Origin of the sequence: Pontibacillus halophilus JSM 076056 = DSM 19796, assembly GCF_000425205.1 — a bacterium.
GTDB lineage: Bacteria > Bacillota > Bacilli > Bacillales > BH030062 > Pontibacillus_A > Pontibacillus_A halophilus.
This window is the reverse complement of sequence record NZ_AULI01000013.1, coordinates 1-17,315: the sequence shown is the minus strand read 5'-3', so window position 1 is coordinate 17,315 and position 17,315 is coordinate 1. Positions and strand designations below refer to the sequence as shown.

Annotated in this window: 16 protein-coding genes, 16 tRNA genes and 2 rRNA genes; 2 read left to right on the top strand and 32 right to left on the bottom strand. The window is 43.0% G+C overall.

Features of this window, described 5'->3' with window-relative positions; translation table 11 throughout:
- Positions 1–43 precede the first annotated feature (43 nt).
- The 6 genes from ppx to egtB form a co-directional block, all read right to left on the bottom strand.
- On the bottom strand, positions 44–1,591 hold the full coding sequence (gene ppx, locus H513_RS0113000; RefSeq protein WP_026801129.1) for an exopolyphosphatase: 1,548 nt from the start codon (positions 1,589–1,591) through the stop codon (positions 44–46).
- 144 nt (positions 1,592–1,735) lie between these two features.
- Positions 1,736–3,631, bottom strand: a complete 1,896-nt coding sequence (locus H513_RS0112995; protein ID WP_026801128.1) for a PrkA family serine protein kinase — start codon at positions 3,629–3,631, stop codon at positions 1,736–1,738.
- Between the two features lie 144 nt (positions 3,632–3,775).
- Complete coding sequence (locus H513_RS0112990; protein ID WP_026801127.1) at positions 3,776–4,222, bottom strand: MarR family winged helix-turn-helix transcriptional regulator; 447 nt, start codon at positions 4,220–4,222, stop codon at positions 3,776–3,778.
- On the bottom strand, positions 4,215–4,547 hold the full coding sequence (locus H513_RS0112985) for a DMT family transporter (RefSeq protein ID WP_169449938.1): 333 nt from the start codon (positions 4,545–4,547) through the stop codon (positions 4,215–4,217). The genes H513_RS0112990 and H513_RS0112985 overlap by 8 nt, the downstream gene beginning before the upstream one ends.
- A 461-nt stretch (positions 4,548–5,008) precedes the next feature.
- Positions 5,009–5,155, bottom strand: a complete 147-nt coding sequence (locus tag H513_RS21920) for a hypothetical protein (RefSeq protein WP_154655250.1) — start codon at positions 5,153–5,155, stop codon at positions 5,009–5,011.
- 207 nt (positions 5,156–5,362) lie between these two features.
- Entirely contained in the window at positions 5,363–6,631 is a 1,269-nt protein-coding gene (gene egtB, locus H513_RS0112975; protein ID WP_026801125.1) for an ergothioneine biosynthesis protein EgtB, read from the bottom strand.
- 195 nt (positions 6,632–6,826) lie between these two features.
- Between egtB and H513_RS0112970 the strand changes: the two genes are divergently transcribed.
- Positions 6,827–7,126 carry a hypothetical protein gene (locus H513_RS0112970; protein ID WP_026801124.1) on the top strand — a complete coding sequence of 100 codons (300 nt, stop codon included), beginning with the start codon at positions 6,827–6,829 and terminating at the stop codon, positions 7,124–7,126.
- Positions 7,127–7,353: 227 nt separating this feature from the next.
- On the opposite strand, the gene trmL is transcribed toward H513_RS0112970, so the two are convergent.
- The 8 genes from trmL to H513_RS21665 form a co-directional block, all read right to left on the bottom strand.
- Positions 7,354–7,827 (bottom strand): tRNA (uridine(34)/cytosine(34)/5-carboxymethylaminomethyluridine(34)-2'-O)-methyltransferase TrmL, encoded by a 474-nt coding sequence (trmL, locus tag H513_RS0112965; RefSeq protein WP_026801123.1) that lies wholly within the window; start codon positions 7,825–7,827, stop codon positions 7,354–7,356.
- A 45-nt stretch (positions 7,828–7,872) separates the two neighbouring features.
- Positions 7,873–8,718, bottom strand: coding sequence for an amidase domain-containing protein (locus H513_RS0112960; RefSeq protein ID WP_026801122.1), 846 nt, complete (start codon positions 8,716–8,718; stop codon positions 7,873–7,875).
- A gap of 88 nt (positions 8,719–8,806) precedes the next feature.
- Positions 8,807–9,331: a methylated-DNA--[protein]-cysteine S-methyltransferase gene (locus H513_RS0112955; RefSeq protein WP_026801121.1), complete on the bottom strand. Its 525-nt coding sequence runs from the start codon at positions 9,329–9,331 to the stop codon at positions 8,807–8,809.
- A 68-nt stretch (positions 9,332–9,399) separates the two neighbouring features.
- Positions 9,400–10,539 (bottom strand): tRNA epoxyqueuosine(34) reductase QueG, encoded by a 1,140-nt coding sequence (gene queG, locus H513_RS0112950; RefSeq protein WP_026801120.1) that lies wholly within the window; start codon positions 10,537–10,539, stop codon positions 9,400–9,402.
- Between the two features lie 21 nt (positions 10,540–10,560).
- A complete protein-coding gene (locus H513_RS0112945; RefSeq protein WP_026801119.1) occupies positions 10,561–12,267 on the bottom strand; it encodes an ABC-ATPase domain-containing protein in 1,707 nt (568 codons plus the stop codon).
- Positions 12,268–12,421: 154 nt separating this feature from the next.
- Positions 12,422–12,495 (bottom strand) — tRNA-Gly (locus tag H513_RS0112940).
- A 335-nt stretch (positions 12,496–12,830) separates the two neighbouring features.
- Positions 12,831–13,211 carry a hypothetical protein gene (locus H513_RS0112935; RefSeq protein ID WP_026801118.1) on the bottom strand — a complete coding sequence of 127 codons (381 nt, stop codon included), beginning with the start codon at positions 13,209–13,211 and terminating at the stop codon, positions 12,831–12,833.
- A gap of 44 nt (positions 13,212–13,255) precedes the next feature.
- Positions 13,256–13,432: a hypothetical protein gene (locus H513_RS21665; RefSeq protein ID WP_154655248.1), complete on the bottom strand. Its 177-nt coding sequence runs from the start codon at positions 13,430–13,432 to the stop codon at positions 13,256–13,258.
- 290 nt (positions 13,433–13,722) lie between these two features.
- Here H513_RS21665 and H513_RS21660 point away from each other — a divergent pair, with 290 nt between their 5' ends.
- A complete protein-coding gene (locus H513_RS21660) occupies positions 13,723–13,863 on the top strand; it encodes a hypothetical protein (RefSeq protein WP_154655247.1) in 141 nt (46 codons plus the stop codon).
- Between the two features lie 781 nt (positions 13,864–14,644).
- Here the strand turns inward: H513_RS21660 and H513_RS22175 are convergent.
- From H513_RS22175 to H513_RS0112835, 18 genes are all read right to left on the bottom strand, one after another.
- A complete protein-coding gene (locus H513_RS22175; protein ID WP_267879648.1) occupies positions 14,645–14,770 on the bottom strand; it encodes a hypothetical protein in 126 nt (41 codons plus the stop codon).
- Between the two features lie 529 nt (positions 14,771–15,299).
- A tRNA-Leu gene (locus H513_RS0112915) sits at positions 15,300–15,381 on the bottom strand.
- A 7-nt stretch (positions 15,382–15,388) separates the two neighbouring features.
- Positions 15,389–15,462: transfer RNA gene (locus H513_RS0112910), tRNA-Cys, on the bottom strand.
- A gap of 57 nt (positions 15,463–15,519) precedes the next feature.
- A tRNA-Gly gene (locus H513_RS0112905) sits at positions 15,520–15,594 on the bottom strand.
- A gap of 12 nt (positions 15,595–15,606) precedes the next feature.
- Positions 15,607–15,681, bottom strand: a tRNA-Gln gene (locus H513_RS0112900).
- A 7-nt stretch (positions 15,682–15,688) separates the two neighbouring features.
- Positions 15,689–15,764 (bottom strand) — tRNA-His (locus H513_RS0112895).
- 4 nt (positions 15,765–15,768) lie between these two features.
- Positions 15,769–15,842, bottom strand: a tRNA-Trp gene (locus H513_RS0112890).
- Between the two features lie 6 nt (positions 15,843–15,848).
- Positions 15,849–15,934 (bottom strand) — tRNA-Tyr (locus H513_RS0112885).
- A gap of 8 nt (positions 15,935–15,942) precedes the next feature.
- Positions 15,943–16,016 (bottom strand) — tRNA-Thr (locus H513_RS0112880).
- Positions 16,017–16,021: 5 nt separating this feature from the next.
- Positions 16,022–16,097: transfer RNA gene (locus H513_RS0112875), tRNA-Phe, on the bottom strand.
- 21 nt (positions 16,098–16,118) lie between these two features.
- Positions 16,119–16,195: transfer RNA gene (locus tag H513_RS0112870), tRNA-Asp, on the bottom strand.
- Positions 16,196–16,317: 122 nt separating this feature from the next.
- Positions 16,318–16,394, bottom strand: a tRNA-Met gene (locus H513_RS0112865).
- Between the two features lie 64 nt (positions 16,395–16,458).
- A tRNA-Val gene (locus H513_RS0112860) sits at positions 16,459–16,534 on the bottom strand.
- Positions 16,535–16,546: 12 nt separating this feature from the next.
- Positions 16,547–16,621 (bottom strand) — tRNA-Glu (locus H513_RS0112855).
- 9 nt (positions 16,622–16,630) lie between these two features.
- Positions 16,631–16,721: transfer RNA gene (locus tag H513_RS0112850), tRNA-Ser, on the bottom strand.
- Between the two features lies 1 nt (position 16,722).
- Positions 16,723–16,797: transfer RNA gene (locus H513_RS0112845), tRNA-Asn, on the bottom strand.
- A 9-nt stretch (positions 16,798–16,806) separates the two neighbouring features.
- Positions 16,807–16,919, bottom strand: a 5S ribosomal RNA gene (rrf, locus tag H513_RS0112840).
- A gap of 134 nt (positions 16,920–17,053) precedes the next feature.
- A 23S ribosomal RNA gene (locus H513_RS0112835) occupies positions 17,054–17,315 on the bottom strand; the annotation flags it as partial.

Below are 17,315 nucleotides of genomic sequence, written 5' to 3'. Positions count from 1 at the left end.
TGTGTTAAATTATCTCCGATCCTATCAAAAAGGGTAGTTTGTACTACCCTTTTACATAATAGAAATTTGTAGTTACTTTTTGTTTTAGCGACTTTTCAAGGTGCTTCTTCTGCTTTTCCACCTGATATTCTTCTGGCATGGATTCTTGGTCGCACGTAACATCCATTACAATTTCGTCTTTCTCAAATGAAATGGTTAAATCTCTTACGATTTGCCTTCTCGTCGAATCTAAGCTGTATGCGAACTTAATTAAAGAACCAATCATACGCAGCTTCTTTTGTTCTTGCTTCACAAACCAATGCTTATAAGGCTCTAGATATTGTTTGAAGATGGATTTACTCTTGAAAGAAGCTACAAGCGCAAGCTTTAGACGGTCTTGATGCAACAGACCATCAATTGTCCGATTAGCAAGCATATAGAACGTGTGCTGAGAGCTAGATTCAGAGTCAATGTAATCGCCTAAATTAAACACAAAGGCAGCTCGTTTCAGTAGCCATTTATCATCATTGGTAATATGCCCGATTCCATTTCTTCTAAACTGTTCAAACATTTCCATTGATAAGTCTGTCACATGTTGAACATGCTTTAGATCAATGTCGAAATCATTGGCCATTTCATTAAAGCTTTCTTCTACGACATTCGGAAAACGGTCAATTTCTACCCCACGTAACAACTCTTCATAGAACACACCATCCCGAAGCCCCTTTCGGCTCAATACGAAAGATGATGCTTGTGACACGTCGTATAGAGTCTGAAATACTTGAATGGCTGGGAGTATAATATCCGCGCGGTCCTTGGAGAGTCCTTCTACCTTTTGAAGCTTCTTAAAGTTCAGCGTAAGCAAATAGTTCTTAATAAACCCAATATCATTATCTTGCATCTTATACTGGTGAACTCCGGACAGTGGATAGCTCTTCAAGGCTTGGTCCACTTGAACTAAATTTCGGGCACTTCCTCCAATACCAATCAGCGGAACCTTCTTATTCTTAATCCACGGTAGAGACAAGAACTGGTCTGTCAAATATCTCTTTAGCTTGTCCATCTCTTGTTCAGTTGGCATATCATTCTTGACGAACATGCTCTTCAACGAGAGGGCGCCGAATGGAAAACTATGAGAATGCTTGATTTGACGGTTCTCATAGTAGGTGACTTCCGTACTTCCCCCACCAATATCAACGGTTACCCCTTCTTCAACAGACGTTGAATTCACAACCGCTAAATATCCATAGTATGCCTCCTCCTGTTCAGAAAGCACACGTAATGAGAAACCAATCTCACCCTCTACTCGGTGTAAGATTTCTTCTTGATTCTCCGCCTGACGAACGGTCGCTGTCGCAACACAAAGCAATTGTTGCAAGTTGTACGTATCCGTCACTTCTTTAAAGCTCTTTAACGTTTTGAGTAGAATCTTTATACCTTCTTCTTCAAGTACATGGTCCTCATTAAGATAATTACGAAGCCTAGCAACGGCTTTCACGTTGTCTGCCTCTTTGAAATGCCCACCTTGGTCTTTCGCATAAATCACTAGCCGTACAGTATTTGAACCAATGTCTATAATTGCAAAATGCTCTTTATGTCCCAATGTCCACACCTCTGTTGACTATTCTAAACTTTCGTCCATTATAGCACAGCACTTAGGTTCATCGACCGTAACGGCTTACAAAATTGAATTTCATTTGAACCCATGTAACAAAAGCAACCACACCTCGCTTACACAGGTGTGGTTGCTCTATTGTTAACGATTTAGCAAGCTTCCTACGTAACGAAGCAGTTCGTTCGCAGAACTTGAATTGTATCCATATTCGTCAATTAGAGTGGCAATGACTTCGTTGATCTTCTTCAGTTGCTGTTCATCCGGTGTCTTCGTGGATGTCGTAATCTTCACAACATCTTTTAAGTCTGTGAACAGCTTCTTCTGAATCGCTTCTCTTAAGCGCTCATGAGAGGAATAATCAAACTTTTTCCCTTTCCTGGCATAAGCAGAGATTCGGATAAGGATCTCCTCACGGAACGCCTTCTTCGCATTCTCAGAGATTCCAATTTGCTCTTCAATAGAGCGCATAAGCTTCTCATCTGGATTGATTTCCTCTCCTGTAAGAGGATCGCGAAGCTTCGTCTTGTTACAGTACGCTTCTACATTATCCAGATAGTTATCCATGAGCGTCTTCGCAGATTCTTCATATGAATAAACAAAGGCTTTCTGGACTTCCTTCTTCGCAAGTTCATCATATTCCTTACGAGCGATACTAATAAAGTTCAAATACCGTTCCTTATCATCTTTAGAAATAGAAGCGTGACTATCCAATCCGTCCTTCAGTGACCTCAATACATCAAGAGCATTAATTGAAGTCATTTGTTTCTTGATAATAGTGGACGAAATACGGTTAATCACATATCGTGGGTCAATTCCACTCATCCCTTCGTCATGATGCTCCTTCCTCAATTCCTCAATATCCACATCACTGAATCCTTCTACTGATTCCCCATCGTACAGACGCATTTTCTTCAGCAAATCGACATTGTTCTTCGTTGTTTCACGGAGACGAGTCAAAATCGTGAACATCGCTGCCACCTTTAATGTATGAGGGGCAATGTGAACATCCTTAATGTCACTTTGACGAATCATCTTCTCATAAATTCGTTCCTCTTGAGTTGCTTTCAAGTTGTAAGGCACTGGCATGACTATCATTCGAGAATGTAAGGCTTCGTTCTTCTGGTTTGAAATAAAGGAACGGTACTCCGCTTCGTTCGTATGCGCGATAATGAGTTCATCGGCAGAAATAAGCGCGAAACGTCCAGCTTTAAAGTTCCCCTCCTGTGTCAAAGACAACAAATGCCATAGAAACTTCTCATCACACTTCAGCATCTCTTGGAACTCCATTAATCCTCGGTTCGCTTTGTTCAATTCTCCATCAAATCGGTACGCACGTGGATCAGATTCTGAACCGTATTCTGCGATTGTGGAGAAGTCGATGGAGCCAGTTAAATCTGCAATATCTTGTGATTTAGGATCAGACGGGCTAAACGTACCAATTCCCGTTCGTTTGTCTTCCGAGAAGAAGATTCGTTCAACTAACACATCTTCAATTCGACCGTGGTACTCCTGCTCTAGCCTCATCATATTGAGTGGCGACAGATTCCCCTCTATGCGAATGCCATACTCTTGCGAGAAGTCTTCTCGAAGGTGATGCGGAATTAAGTGAAGCGGGTCCTCATGCATCGGACAACCTTTAATTGCAAATACGGCACCACGATCCGTATGAGAGTAGCGTTCTAATCCTCTCTTTAGCAAGGACACTAGTGTAGATTTACCTCCACTAACAGGTCCCATGAGAAGCAAGATTCGTTTACGAACATCGAGCCGCTTGGCAGCTGGGTGAAAATATTCTTCCACCAAGTTTTCCATGGCTTCATCCAACCCGTAAATTTCATCCTCAAAAAACTTGTACTTATAATGTCCATTCACTTCTTCTATTCCTGCATCCTTGACCATGTTATAGAGACGCGAATGTGCAGATTGAGCTAAATATGGACGTTCTTTCAGTAATTCTAAGTAATCGGCAAAGGTGCCTTCCCATTTCAAATTTTCCTCTTCTTCACGGTAGCTTTGAATCTTTTTCAAGATGTCCACTTTACAGAAACCTCCCCTAGTGGTTCTCGTGATTAATAAAGTCTATGTACAGCCCACTAAAAAAATGCTCCTATTAAACAGACTCTCGACAATTTCCTAGGAAATAACTTCTCTTTCGCTACTAGAAAAGAAGCGAAGGACGAATCAAGTCGTCCTTCGCTTCACGTGAATGGAGTGAAGAAGCTTCTCAAAGTATTGTTGCATCCCTTTAAGCTCCTCTTGGTTTAAATTGTCTTCAAAGAGACGATGAACGTACTGCTCGTAACGATTCAGGTCTTCTTTGTACCGTTCGCCTTCTTCACTCAACACAATTCGTTGAACGCGTCTATCATTAGGGTCAGGCATCCTCGATAAGAATCCGAGTTCTTCAAGCCGCTTCACATGCTGACTGATGGCACTCTTTGTGACAGAGGAATAGTTAGCCAATTCAGAAAGTGTCATAGCCGGATGACGAATGATGCTCGTCAGAACGGCTTCTAATTTAGAAGAAAGCCCATAGGATTTAAATCGGTCTTCCTCATCAACAAGCTCCATCCAAAAAGCTTCAAACAATCGATAAAGACTCATCTCCCCATCTCGACCATCACTCATGTGCACCACCTCCAACGTTCAACACGACCGTCCCACCTATAATCATGATTACGCCTAGGATGACATACAGATTGAGCGGCTCCTTAAACAACAGAATCCCAACGAGCACGGTTAGCGCCGTACCAACTCCCGCCCACATCGCATAGGATAAGCCTAAAGGCAGATAAATGAGCGTTCGCTGGAGAAAGAAAAAGGCAAGTAAATACCCAACACCAACACCCCCAACAGACAAGAATTTCGATACGTTAGGCATTGATGAAAGCTTTAACATCGTGCTTCCAAATACTTCACTAATAATCGCTAAAGAAAGATAAAGATAGCCCATCACTTCTACACTCCTTATATAACTATCATGAGTTATTAATTTAATTTAGTTAACTTAACTAAATTATATCATCTTCTTAAGCGCAAGGAAAATCCCCTGCTCTAAGTAAGAAATGGAGTGCGTTTACTTCTGACTGCTTAGAATGCGAATAACTTTCGCTTCAATTCTTTGGTCTAGGTTTTAACACGTTGTTCTTTACCATAAGCCTCAACAATTAGAAATGAGGACCATCTAAACAATCATATATCTTTTCGTAACAGGAGAGACTTTCCATATGGCAAGTATTAGCTTACTTTCACTCACACAAAAAAAAAGACGCCTTTTAAAAGGCGCCTTCTTCTTCCTTTTCAGTCGAAGGGTGACTGAGTGTTGCAATGAATTCAGGAACTGGTGTAGCGATTTGAGATATTTTTAGTATCCATTAATCATTATTCGCATCTTGTGCTTATTTCGTCGGCTGTTTAGTCAATTGTAACTTCTCCATCAATCATAGGTAATGCGACACGTTTGATTCGTAGCGTATTGTCTTTGCCGTCTAATTTATCGGATCGTCCCGTACCATAAACGCCAAGCCCTCTCCTACCTTTTTCAAAGTTACATTTTACCAAATAATGCAACCCCTATTGCGATGGGTTTTCAGTCGGTTGTGCGTACAGGGTAATCACCGAACTATAGCCATTAAGAGATTTAGCCAATGAACAACCCGAAAATATTTTTGAAAGCAGTTATCCCTTTATAACATCCTGCATGAATGTAACAGATTCTAACTCCCATTCAACACACTCAAAGAAACGTACGCATGAAAACTTCATGGATTAACGATCCTCAGCTAATCGAAACCCACTAAACTGCCAACGCTTATCTGGATTAAAGAAATTCCGATACGTTGGGCGAATATGAGATGCACTCGTTGCACACGAACCACCTCGAAGAACCATTTGATTGCTCATGAATTTGGCATTGTACTCCCCAAGAGCTCCTTCTAATGGCTTACTCCTTGGGTACGGAGAATACGCACTTCGTGTCCATTCCCACACATCTCCAAAGACCTTATAGAACGGCCCATTTCCTTCCCCTTCATCTCCAGTAGGATGAGCGTTTAACTCATCTATGAAATTGCCACTTATCGCTTCACCTTGACATGCATGCTCCCATTCCGCTTCTGTAGGGAGGCGTTTGCCGGCCCAGCTCGCATAAGCCGTCGCTTCGTAATAACTCACATGGCATACAGGCTCATCAGGATGTACGCGCTCCAAGCCATGCGTCGTATAGGAATACCACTCGTCGTCTTGCTTCACCCAATAAAGCGGTGAGTCCCATTCCTGCTCTTTCACAGTGGCCCAACCGTCTGATAGCCAGAATTCGGCCCGTTGATATCCCCCATCTTCTATAAATTGAATATACTCTCCATTCGTGACAGGGTGAGAAGCCAACGCATAGGGCTCAAGCCAAACTTTATGTCTAGGCCCTTCATTATCGAAGGCAAACCCCTTTCCATCATGACCAATTTCAACTAGACCTCCTTCAAATGAATGAAAGGTCGTTTCATACTTCTTACTCGATACATCCTTATCTTGTGGCATGTATCGCGGGTATAGCGGGTTAATGGAAAGGTTGTATTTGATATCGGTCACAATGAGTTCTTGATGTTGCTGTTCATGTTGAAGCCCCAATTCAACTAAAGAGGCAACCTCAGCCCATTTCTCATCAGATAGTTGACTAAGCAGCGCTTCCATATGGGTATTTACGTATTTACGATATGTATACACTTCCGCTACAGTTGGACGGGTCAGCAATCCTCGCGAATCTCGAGGAAAGAACGTTCCAACCGTTTCATAATAAGAGTTAAATAAGTAGTTGAACTGTGGATGTAGCTCTTTATATCCACCGTCATACTCTTTCAAAATAAAAGTCTCAAAAAACCACGTGGTGTGGGCCAAGTGCCATTTTGTTGGACTCGTCTCAGTAGAGGCTTGTACGACATAATCTTCTGTTTGCAAATTTTCGACCAGTGTTTCAGTAAATGCGCGCACGTTCTTGAACAATTGCTGAAGCGTATCTTTCTTCGTAACCGTTGATTCCATCAATATTCCCCCTATGTTTCTCCCTTTTGACTGCATGCACCTAAAATCCAATAGTTGACTAATACCCCATTCTTATCCTACTAACCTTAAAAGTTTGTAAGAAAATTCTTTCATCATCATCTTGTCCTTTATAGGAGAATACGTTTATAAAGAGGTGAAGTGTAGATGAGAAGGGTAAGCAGGGTCATAATCAGTATGTTCTTCTTTCTGCTAGTCGTTGGGTGTCAAGAGAAGACCACGACGCTCTATGGTGAATGGGTTGTGACGGAGGGAACGGTTCTATTTGAGAAGGGAGACACTCTCTTATTTAATAAAGAGGGTGGCATACAATTAAATGGTTGGTCATCCACGTATTCATGGACAAACGAAGAATCCTTTACTGTACTCGCAGACCCAGATCAACACATATGGACGTATTCGATTACTGGCAATACGCTTTCGCTCCGTTCTGAGAAGGATTACGTAGAAGCTACGAAAGTTACTGGAACAGATTAGACTAGAGAAATTATAGCGGATACATTCACAGGGATACAGATTTTAGGTTATAATGAATGGTAGTCCAACTTGGTCTAGATTGACGTGGGAGGTAGAAAGATGAAACTTGCGTTAATTATTGGGGTTATGGTGACTTACATTGTGTCGATCTTTACTGCTGGATACGACGCAGAATAAGTCCAGTTTGTACAAAAAGGTCAGTCCTTTCGCGGGACTGACCTTTTTCTTTACGTTAAATTAGGGAATCCTTGCTGCCGAAGTGCTTCGTACACCACAATTGCTGCTGTATTAGAAAGATTTAAGGAGCGCACCTTCCCTGACATATGAATACGCAGGCAACGGTCTTCCTTTCCTTCTAACAGCGACTTCGGAATTCCATCTGTCTCACGGCCGAACACGAAGAAAATGTCTTCATCTGGATTGCTATAATCGAAATCCGTCCAGTGTCCAGTACCGAAGTTCTCAATATAATAATACTCTCCGTCTGGGTTCGCATCATAAAGCTCGTGGATAGAGTCGTAATATCGAACATCTACATCGTGCCAATAATCAAGTCCAGAACGACGTAGCATTTTATCATCTGTTGAGAATCCGAGTGGTCGGATGAGATGTAATACCGTATTTGTGGCTAGACATGTGCGTGCAATATTCCCCGTATTTGCCGGAATTTCTGGCTGATACAATACAACGTGGAGTGCCATCATTGTCACCTCATAGTTAGTGTTAACCCACGTATTATATCATATTTACTCACCAATCCGGAAAAATTTATACGTTATATTCGGCGTATAGGCCGTTGAATCTTCATAGTCCCAATACCGATGGTAGCTATTAGACGTATGTGCATTGACAAGGGGCTCATTAAACGCGTCTTTGGCGACAACGATGGTGTTATGGTTCCATCTCCCATCCCCTTCAAAGTCATAGCAGATTACGTCCCCTGGCATTAAATCGCTAGCCCGCTCCACCGCCCGTCCTTTCAACCCTTTCGTCGATCCACTTAAGTACCAGCGAAGGGCATTGGCTACTGCCCAACTGTAACTCCAAGTAGAGCCATACCACCACCCCCGTGAGCGCTTCGGTGACCCCCACATCGGGGAACCTCCTGCTCTTAAACATTGGGAGATATAGTTCGTACAATCATTCTCAAACTTTCGATAAGCAGGGTTGTATGAGTTCCACCACCGATTCGCATATTGTACCGCCTTTTGTCGGTCATAATTGAAACGGTAATCATCTTCTCCTTCAATTAAAGATAATTCATCATGATCGGCGGAATCCATTTCATTAGGAATCCACTCGTCTTTCACCAAGTCCCCTTTATACCAATGGGAGCGGTGTTGGTTTTCTTCAGATTCTATATACATACTTTTTCCTTGTTTAATTAAGAAGTCGACTTTAAGCATATAGTCCACTTTCCATTCCCCTTGGCCAATCTGTAAGGTTCGATAGACACGAGCATCTCCTGTAATCCGTGCTACATGAGCGCTTCGACGTTCGTGCAAGTCTACTTTCCGCTCAATCCATGTCAGCTCTTCGTTACGTAACGGTTGCTGTAGTCGTTCCATCCAATATTTCCGTAACCCATCCATCGGCTCGCCCCCTCTCCTATTCAATCTATGAAGCAGGAGAAAAGAACATGTTTCAATTAAAAAAAGCGAATGACCGTAGTCATCCGCTTTATCCTACCTTCACCTGTTCGTGTGAAAGTAAGTGTTTCTTCTTATCTAAACCGCCAGCATACCCGACTAAAGCTCCATTACTCCCAATCACGCGGTGACAAGGATAAATAATGGACATCGGATTCTGATTGACTGCCCCTCCCACAGCGCGAACGGCACGAGGAGCCTGAATGTTAAGGGCAATGTCTTTATAGGAGCGAGTCTCCCCGTATGGAATTTGCATCAGTGCTTTCCATACTTTCTGCTGAAAGACAGTCCCGTAAAAGTCAGTTGTTACCGCAAATTCATTGCGTTCATTATTAAAGTATTGCAAGAGTTGCTGCTTCACTTCTGTAAATCGGTTAGCATCTTTGAAAAACTCGACACACAGAAAGTGCTTTTTAGCCCATGCATGAAGTTTTGTCTCCAAATCCTTCATGTTCCCATAATCAACACGACATAGCCCTGCTTCAGTAGCGACCATCGTGATGGTTCCCACCGGACTGTCGCATTCATCATAATAAAGAAAGGAACGTTTACTCATAAAAACCCCTTCTTCAACACATTATTTTACTTAATCTTACATAGAAATGCTTCATTCGGAAAGCCCTTTTATACATTTTCCGTAAAGAATTCTAACCCTTTACGCATTTCATCTAGTACTTGCTCGTCTGTTTCCTTCATTTGTGCAGATTCAATGGCCTCTTTTCCTTGCCAGTCACCAATCTTTCCAAGTGCCCAAGCAGCTGTGCCACGAATGACAGGACGTGGGTCCTCTTTCATTAAGCGCACTAACTCATCTACCGCTGTGACGTCTTTAAAGTGGGCAAGCGCCAAGATTGCATTACGTTGAATAGGCTTCTTCCCTCTCCAAGACCCAGACATCTTTCCATATGTTTCTTTGAACTCTCGGTTAGAAATGGAAAGAAGCGGCTTTAGTTTCGGTTTCACTTTCTCAGGATCTGGTTCCATCTCCGGGTGATTATGAAAGTCCTTCTTCTTGTTCTTCGGACATACAGTCTGGCATGTATCACATCCATAAAGACGGTTTCCAATCACGCCTCGATACTCATCTGGAAGAAAATCTTTCGTCTGAGTTAGAAACGCAATACACTTCTGAGCATTTAGCTGCCCTCCCTGTATAAGAGCTCCAGTTGGACAAGCATCTACACAGATGTTGCAGTCACCGCAAGAATCCTCTACTGGTTCATCTGGTGCAAATGGAATGTTTGTAATCATCTCACCCAAATAAACGTAAGATCCAAATTCAGATGTGATTAAGTTTGTATTCTTACCCGTGAAGCCAATTCCTGCCCGTTCAGCAACCGCACGGTCAGGAAGTTCACCTGTATCCACCATGGAACGAAATTGCAAGTCTGGATAGCGTTCTTTCAAATAAGAGGCTAATCTATATAGACGTTCGTTCAGAACATCATGGTAGTCTTCTCCCCATGAAGCACGACAGAACAGCCCTCTACGCTCTTCACGTGTACTACGTGGGGCATCTTTCAGTTTAGAAGGATAAGCCAAAGCGATTGAAATAATCGACTTTGATTCCGGCACATGAAGCTTCGGTTCCGTTCGTTCTTCAATTGAGCCCTTCTCAAACCCAGATTGGTAGCCTAATTCCTGCTGTGTACGGAGACGTTCCTTCATTTCCGTAAATACATCAGGAGAGGCAAAGCCAATTTTATCAATTCCAATCTGTTTACTGTATTGAATGACGTCTTCTTTGAATTGTGCTAAATCCATGGCTATCCTCTCCTCTCTATATTATTGTTGTTTCACGTTAGCTGTGCGAAGCCGATTCAACGTGGCTGCAATCTCAAACCTACGAGGTCGAGCTAAATCACCAGGATGTTGATTCTTGAAGCCAGTAAAGGAAGCAAGTCCTTGATTATCAAGTTGCTCTTCAATCTGGTCAAGCAATTCAGTTAAGGACATGCCACGCTTTAGCCACCCTTTTTGTTCCAAGTGTTTTAGAACTTCTGCGATGGCTCTCGTCTGAGAGGTGTCAATGAGCTGCTCTACATAATGGAGCGAAATCTCCGTTCGACCAAGTAATATGGTGGCACTGCCTTTAGCTTGTACCTTTGATTTATTTCCACGTTGACTATTTAAACTTTGTGGTTGAAAGACACGAGACTTACGTTGCCCAAATTCGTTCCCACCCTCTTGTTCTCGGTGGAATGGATAACGTTCTGCAATCTCTTTCGCCTTGGATGTCACATTATAAGGCAGGTATTGATCAATCATAATCACTTCATCCGCTGCCTCAAAGTAATCGCCTGAACCACCCATAACAAGAATGGTGGAGACACCTAGCTCATCTCTCATCCCTTTCACTTTATCGACAAATGGGGTAATCGGTTCCTTCTCTTTCACGACAAGTTCTTGCATCCGCTCATCCCGTATCATGAAATTCGTGGCGCTTGTGTCTTCATCAATCAGCAATGATTGTGCGCCTGCTTCTAACGCTTCCACCACATTCGCTGCTTGAGATGTGCTTCCGCTTGCATTGTCAGATGAGAACTGATTCGTGTCTTCCCCGTGAGGCAGGTGATTGATAAATGGAGAAATATCGACACGAGTCACTTGTCGGCCATCTTCAGCACGCACTTTCACAGCAGTTGGGTCTGTCATCACATATTCACGACCGTCACCTTTACTATGATGATAAACCCCACGTTCAATGGCTTTCAATAGTGTACTTTTACCATGGTAGCCCCCACCAACAATAAGAACGATACCTTTCTTTAACGCCATTCCCGTGAGTGGTTCTTCGCGATGAGGGATAGGGATGGAAACACGATTCTCTTCTGGGCTCTCAAATGGTACAGCATTCTTCATCGGTCGATTGCTAATGCCGCTTTCACGAGGAAGTATGGAGCCATCTGCTACAAAGGTCATCCAACCGTTCTCTTTCATTGCCTGGCGGATGGCTACATGCTGGTCAGCGAGCTGTACATTGTCTTCAATCATCGCATCTGTCACTGAGAACACTGAAGCATCCATAACAGAAGGAATCAGTTGGAAGAATAGCTTCTCTGCTTCTTTCCCATTAATCCGTCTTCCGTTTGCAGGCAATCCGATTGATAGACATACTACTAGCTCATTATCTTTTAATTGTACGGCAGTCCGCTCTAAGATTTCCTGACCTGGGGCATCCACTGAGATATTCCCGCTCTTTCCAGAACCCTTTATCGATGAGGACTGCTTACGTATCGCTTTCCCCACGGAGCGCGCGAACACATCTTCTGTATACAAACGACGTTCCTTCGTTTTCTTCCACGCCGCATGTATGTCACGTTGTCGATTCGGGATGTGGATCCGAATCTTAGATGGCGCCGCGAACGGGTCCCCTTGCACATAGTCAATCGATAACGAATACGTTTGAAACGAATAAACGCCTTGTATATCCTTATAAGCTTTATAACTTTTTCCGTCGATTTGCTTTAATAGCTTTTGTAATTGTTTCAACCGTTGCACCTCTTTCTATGTTTTATTGTAAGAGTAAACACCATAGCCAAAATCTTCAACCCTACTCCCAATCTAACCTTTTTGGGCATAGAAAAAACGCAATGCTTCGTTTCCACACCTTTTAAACGAAACACTGCGTTGGCAACTTTTTTTATGGAGCGGGTGATGGGAATCGAACCCACATCATCAGCTTGGAAGGCTGAGGTTTTACCACTAAACTACACCCGCACTTTATTAAAGAGAGCAACTTTTATTTAATTATCTCGACTACCTTCAACATTTGTTAACTTCTTTTGTAAGGTTATGTCGAATGACTAATTTCTATATTAACAAACGGTTTACACTGAATCAATAGAAAATTTATATTTTTGTCGAAAAATGCTTCTTTTCTTTATTTACATAAAAGTGTATCAAATCTTTTCCGTTTCGACTACCCTTTATTCGCGGATTTTTCTATAGAAAGGCTTGTACTCTCAAAGAATACCTTGTTAAGAAATTGTAGCCACTCCATTAATAGACATAATAAAAAACCTTCCATCACTAGTGTGAAAGAGAAGGTTTAGTTAAATGGTAAATGTCTCATGCTTTTCATAGCCTTTAATGAGTTTATCCTCCCGCTCATTGTCGTCATAACGTACGATAATGGATGAAATAGGAGATTCATATGTCCCGAGAAAGTGTTCTTCGTGAGAATCTAAATCAAAATTGTCATCATCTGAAATTGAAAATTGATTGGAACTAATAATGACTGCCCGAATGTTATGGGCCTGCCCTTCCCCTTCATTACGTACGAACGCGTACCAACGATTATTCTGACGATAATAATAGGACTCTACTCTGGCCTCTTCCTGGTCAGGTAGGTACGATTGACGTTTCCATAATGCCTCCATACCAAAGAGTCCGAGTACGAATGTTGAAAGGGTCAATAAAGCAATCCATTCCAAACCATCACCGCCCTCTTCTATAGTTGATCGTACAGTAGTCCGTCTTATTGATTAGCCAACGTATCTCCCTCGCTAAAAGTTGGCTCAGCATCTTCTACATAAACCGTTTTCAGATTCGAATCCTCAACCGTCACTTGTAGCTGACTGACACCAAATCCTCCCATTGCAGTTACACACGCTAGAGCAACCCAAAGGCTCTTTTTCTTTTCTGTTTTCTTCATCGATGATTCCCCCTTACGTCGTATATATCTATACGTATAGTAAAGGAGATTCCCCCCTTTATACAACCCTTTTTTTGTAAAAGGGGAAAACTTTTTATTCCCATGTTTCGACACATTTGTGCATAAGAAAATCAGGCCGCTAAACAGCCTGATTTCTTAAGGTTCTAAGTCAGTTTCTTCAGTGGTTGCAATCCTTTTATTTCGCTTCATTATTATGCAATTGACTTCCTAAAGGGATGAGAGCGACGTGAAAGGTTGTACGGATATGGAAGTAGGATTGATGTGGATAGATGCATGCGGGTGACTCGAAGAAAGAAGTGTTCTCCGACGATGAGAAACATGTATTAATTGAAGGAACGCCAAAGGGAAAGAACTATAGCGTTGAGGAAGGATTCTCTCTAGGATTCTTAAGGAATCGACACGGACCATAAAGCGACATTTAATCATCAAATTCGTGTGTGATGGGATCTTTCTGTTTTTCGTTGCTTAAACGAACCATAAATGGGACGAACAGCGTAATGATTGGAATAAGTGACAGGCAAATTAAGACCATAGGGACAATAGGCACCCTGAACCCAACCATTATAAACCAAACGAACATTGGCAAAAAATACGACCAAAGACACCAGCCCTTGGAACGCGTCGTCTGCTATTGGTTCTTGTTGCAATACGGACAAACGGAGACTTCATGTGAAAACGTCCGTTCCAAGGTTTCCATAAAACTCCACTTGATCTTACAATTCGCACACCTCGGCATCTGACACCTCCTAGATGGAATATGTAAATTATTCCAATTTATCTATCCCTTTATAATATATAGCAAAAGAAAAGGATAAACAATTAGTTAACGAACAGCCCGCCAAGCTGTTCCATCCTACAAAAATGAGAGGATTTACATATCTACACGTCTAGCATCAGAGAAAGGAAAAGGCTACACCGCTCAGGGTGGTCCCATGTTATTCTTATGCGAGCCAATCTAGCACCATGATTACGTTACGCTAACCAGTGTTAGATATCATAAACTTATTCCGTATCAGTATCACGTAAGGAAGTGTGCACCACTAACGGAAGATCAGTGAGGAACATGATTTGACTTGTCCACTTAGAACATCTATTTGATTCGAGGCTCAACATCCTTCTTATTGCTTTGAGTTGCTTCTGTTCATTTCGATACTTATCACCTAAGTCTGCGCTCTATAGGGCGTCTACCATTCAAATAGCTTGCTCAATGTAAATTTGAGATTGGAACATAGCATCAATAATCTCATGCAATAGGTCTACGTCTGAATTTCGAATGGCTTGAGAGTCGTTCACAGCTAGAAATCTCAACTCCCCCATAGGTTCTGTAACAAAACGTCTTGCAAACCATCAGAAGGCTCTAAGGAACGAACTTGTTCTATTATACCTTCTTGGACTCCCCTGCCATTACGTTTTGAAGGGGATAGAAGCACATTCCAACCCTTTTCCTCTACGAAAGTGATAACTTCTCTTCACATCCGGTTTCACCCTCCTAGAGTCCCTCACGCACTTCATCGCCCCTACTCTAGATAGACTTTTTTCTAGATCAACAGAGAAGGTGTTTGAAAGGACCGCTTCTCATTAAAGATACATTCCTTACTAACCTAGACTGATATGGGTTAGTACTATGACAACAGTAAAATTTCATTCATTTAGCAATCCATGTGCCTTGCACAAGCACAAAAAAAAGCCCGCGAGTAGGGGGAACCACTCGCGGGCTTTTCTATATCGTTCAAGGGTAAAATGAAAAGTTGGCGTCTAGGCCTTAGATTTCAGTTTCAATTGCTTAAAGACATAAAAAAATCTCACATCAATGTGAGAGAATTGTCTATATAGCGATTGAAACAAGTACCGGTGGTCGGGTTCGAACCGACACTCCGTGAGGAACACGATTTTGAGTCGTGCGCGTCTGCCAATTCCGCCACACCGGCATGTAAATGGAGGCGGTAACCGGATTTGAACCGGTGATAAAGGTTTTGCAGACCTCTGCCTTACCACTTGGCTATACCGCCATAATATTTACTATAGTCTATCATATGATTAGTAATCAATGATTATGATTATAAAAATGGAGCGGAAGACGGGATTCGAACCCGCGACCCCCACCTTGGCAAGGTGGTGTTCTACCGCTGAACTACTTCCGCAAATATAAAAAGTGGCTGGGCCAGCTGGATTCGAACCAGCGATACACGGTACCAAAAACCGATGCCTTACCACTTGGCTATGGCCCAATATAAATGGGGCGATTGAAGGGGATCGAACCCTCGAATGCCGGAACCACAATCCGGTGCGTTAACCACTTCGCCACAACCGCCATTTGGCAGGGGTAGCAGGATTCGAACCCGCATTAACGGTTTTGGAGACCGTCGTTCTGCCATTGAACTATACCCCTAAAATATGGTGGAGGGAGCAGGACTCGAACCTGCGAACTCAAAGAGAGCGGATTTACAGTCCGCCGCGTTTGGCCAACTTCGCTATCCCTCCATTATAAATGCCGACCGAGGGACTCGAACCCCCAACCTACTGATTACAAGTCAGTTGCTCTGCCAGATTGAGCTAGGTCGGCTAACATGGTGGCTCGGGACGGAATCGAACCGCCGACACACGGATTTTCAGTCCGTTGCTCTACCGACTGAGCTACCGAGCCAAACATTATGTATAAGAAAACTGGCGGTCCGGACGGGACTCGAACCCGCGACCTCCTGCGTGACAGGCAGGCATTCTAACCAACTGAACTACCGGACCATATAATTTGAAATTTCAGCGAAGAAGAAAATCCGACGCTGTAGAAAGTAATTTGGTTGCCTTCTACGAAGACTACGATTTAATTTTAACGAAAAAGTTAATTCAACGTTGTAAAAATTAATTGGTTGCGGGGACAGGATTTGAACCTGCGACCTTCGGGTTATGAGCCCGACGAGCTACCAGACTGCTCCACCCCGCGATAATGCAATGACTAAGTCATCACTATAGTATGTTTTTCTATTGTCTTTGTGCAAGAAAAGAAATGGTGGAGGATGCAGGGCTCGAACCTGCGACCCCTTGCTTGTAAGGCAAGTGCTCTCCCAGCTGAGCTAATCCTCCATATGAAGTAAGTGGTGACCCGTACGGGATTCGAACCCGTGTTACCGCCGTGAAAGGGCGGTGTCTTAACCACTTGACCAACGGGCCAATTTGTAATGGCGGAGAGCGAGGGATTCGAACCCTCGGAACCCGGTTAGGGCTCACACGAATTCCAATCGTGCTCCTTCGGCCACTCGGACAGCTCTCCATGGCTCCAACGGCAGGATTCGAACCTGCGACCGATCGGTTAACAGCCGATAGCTCTACCACTGAGCTACGTTGGAATCATATAAGCCTGGCGACGTCCTACTCTTGCGGGGCGAACCCGACTACCATCGGCGCTGAAGAGCTTAACTGCTGTGTTCGGCATGGGAACAGGTGTGACCTCTTCGCTCTCGTCACCAGACATTTGAATCCTTTTTTCAAGGACAAGTTATATGATAACAATAAAACTCAATCTTTTCAAGGATTAATTTTATTTTTTTAAGGATGTACCTTCAAAACTAGATAAAATCATAATAGATGTGAAACGCAAACTTTTAAGTTAAGTCCTCGATCGATTAGTATTCGTCAGCTGCACGTGTCGCCACGCTTCCACCTCGAACCTATCAACCTTGTCATCTACAAGGGATCTTACTCACTTAAAGTGATGGGAAATCTCATCTCGAGGGGGGCTTCATGCTTAGATGCTTTCAGCACTTATCCCTTCCACACGTAGCTACCCAGCTATGCTCCTGGCGGAACAACTGGTGCACCAGCGGTGTGTCCATCCCGGTCCTCTCGTACTAAGGACAGCTCCTCT

Coding starts and splice junctions, on each gene's coding strand:
- H513_RS0112990 (WP_026801127.1), bottom strand. CDS start 4,222: ATGAGTGATGGTCGAGATGGGGAGATGAGTCTTTATCGATTGTTTGAA.
- H513_RS0112985 (WP_169449938.1), bottom strand. CDS start 4,547: ATGGGCTATCTTTATCTTTCTTTAGCGATTATTAGTGAAGTATTTGGA.
- egtB (WP_026801125.1), bottom strand. CDS start 6,631: ATGGAATCAACGGTTACGAAGAAAGATACGCTTCAGCAATTGTTCAAG.
- H513_RS0112970 (WP_026801124.1), top strand. CDS start 6,827: ATGTTCTTCTTTCTGCTAGTCGTTGGGTGTCAAGAGAAGACCACGACG.
- trmL (WP_026801123.1), bottom strand. CDS start 7,827: ATGGCACTCCACGTTGTATTGTATCAGCCAGAAATTCCGGCAAATACG.
- H513_RS0112960 (WP_026801122.1), bottom strand. CDS start 8,718: ATGGATGGGTTACGGAAATATTGGATGGAACGACTACAGCAACCGTTA.
- H513_RS0112955 (WP_026801121.1), bottom strand. CDS start 9,331: ATGAGTAAACGTTCCTTTCTTTATTATGATGAATGCGACAGTCCGGTG.
- queG (WP_026801120.1), bottom strand. CDS start 10,539: ATGGATTTAGCACAATTCAAAGAAGACGTCATTCAATACAGTAAACAG.
- H513_RS21665 (WP_154655248.1), bottom strand. CDS start 13,432: ATGAAGAAAACAGAAAAGAAAAAGAGCCTTTGGGTTGCTCTAGCGTGT.
- H513_RS21660 (WP_154655247.1), top strand. CDS start 13,723: ATGCATGCGGGTGACTCGAAGAAAGAAGTGTTCTCCGACGATGAGAAA.
- H513_RS22175 (WP_267879648.1), bottom strand. CDS start 14,770: ATGGGGGAGTTGAGATTTCTAGCTGTGAACGACTCTCAAGCCATTCGA.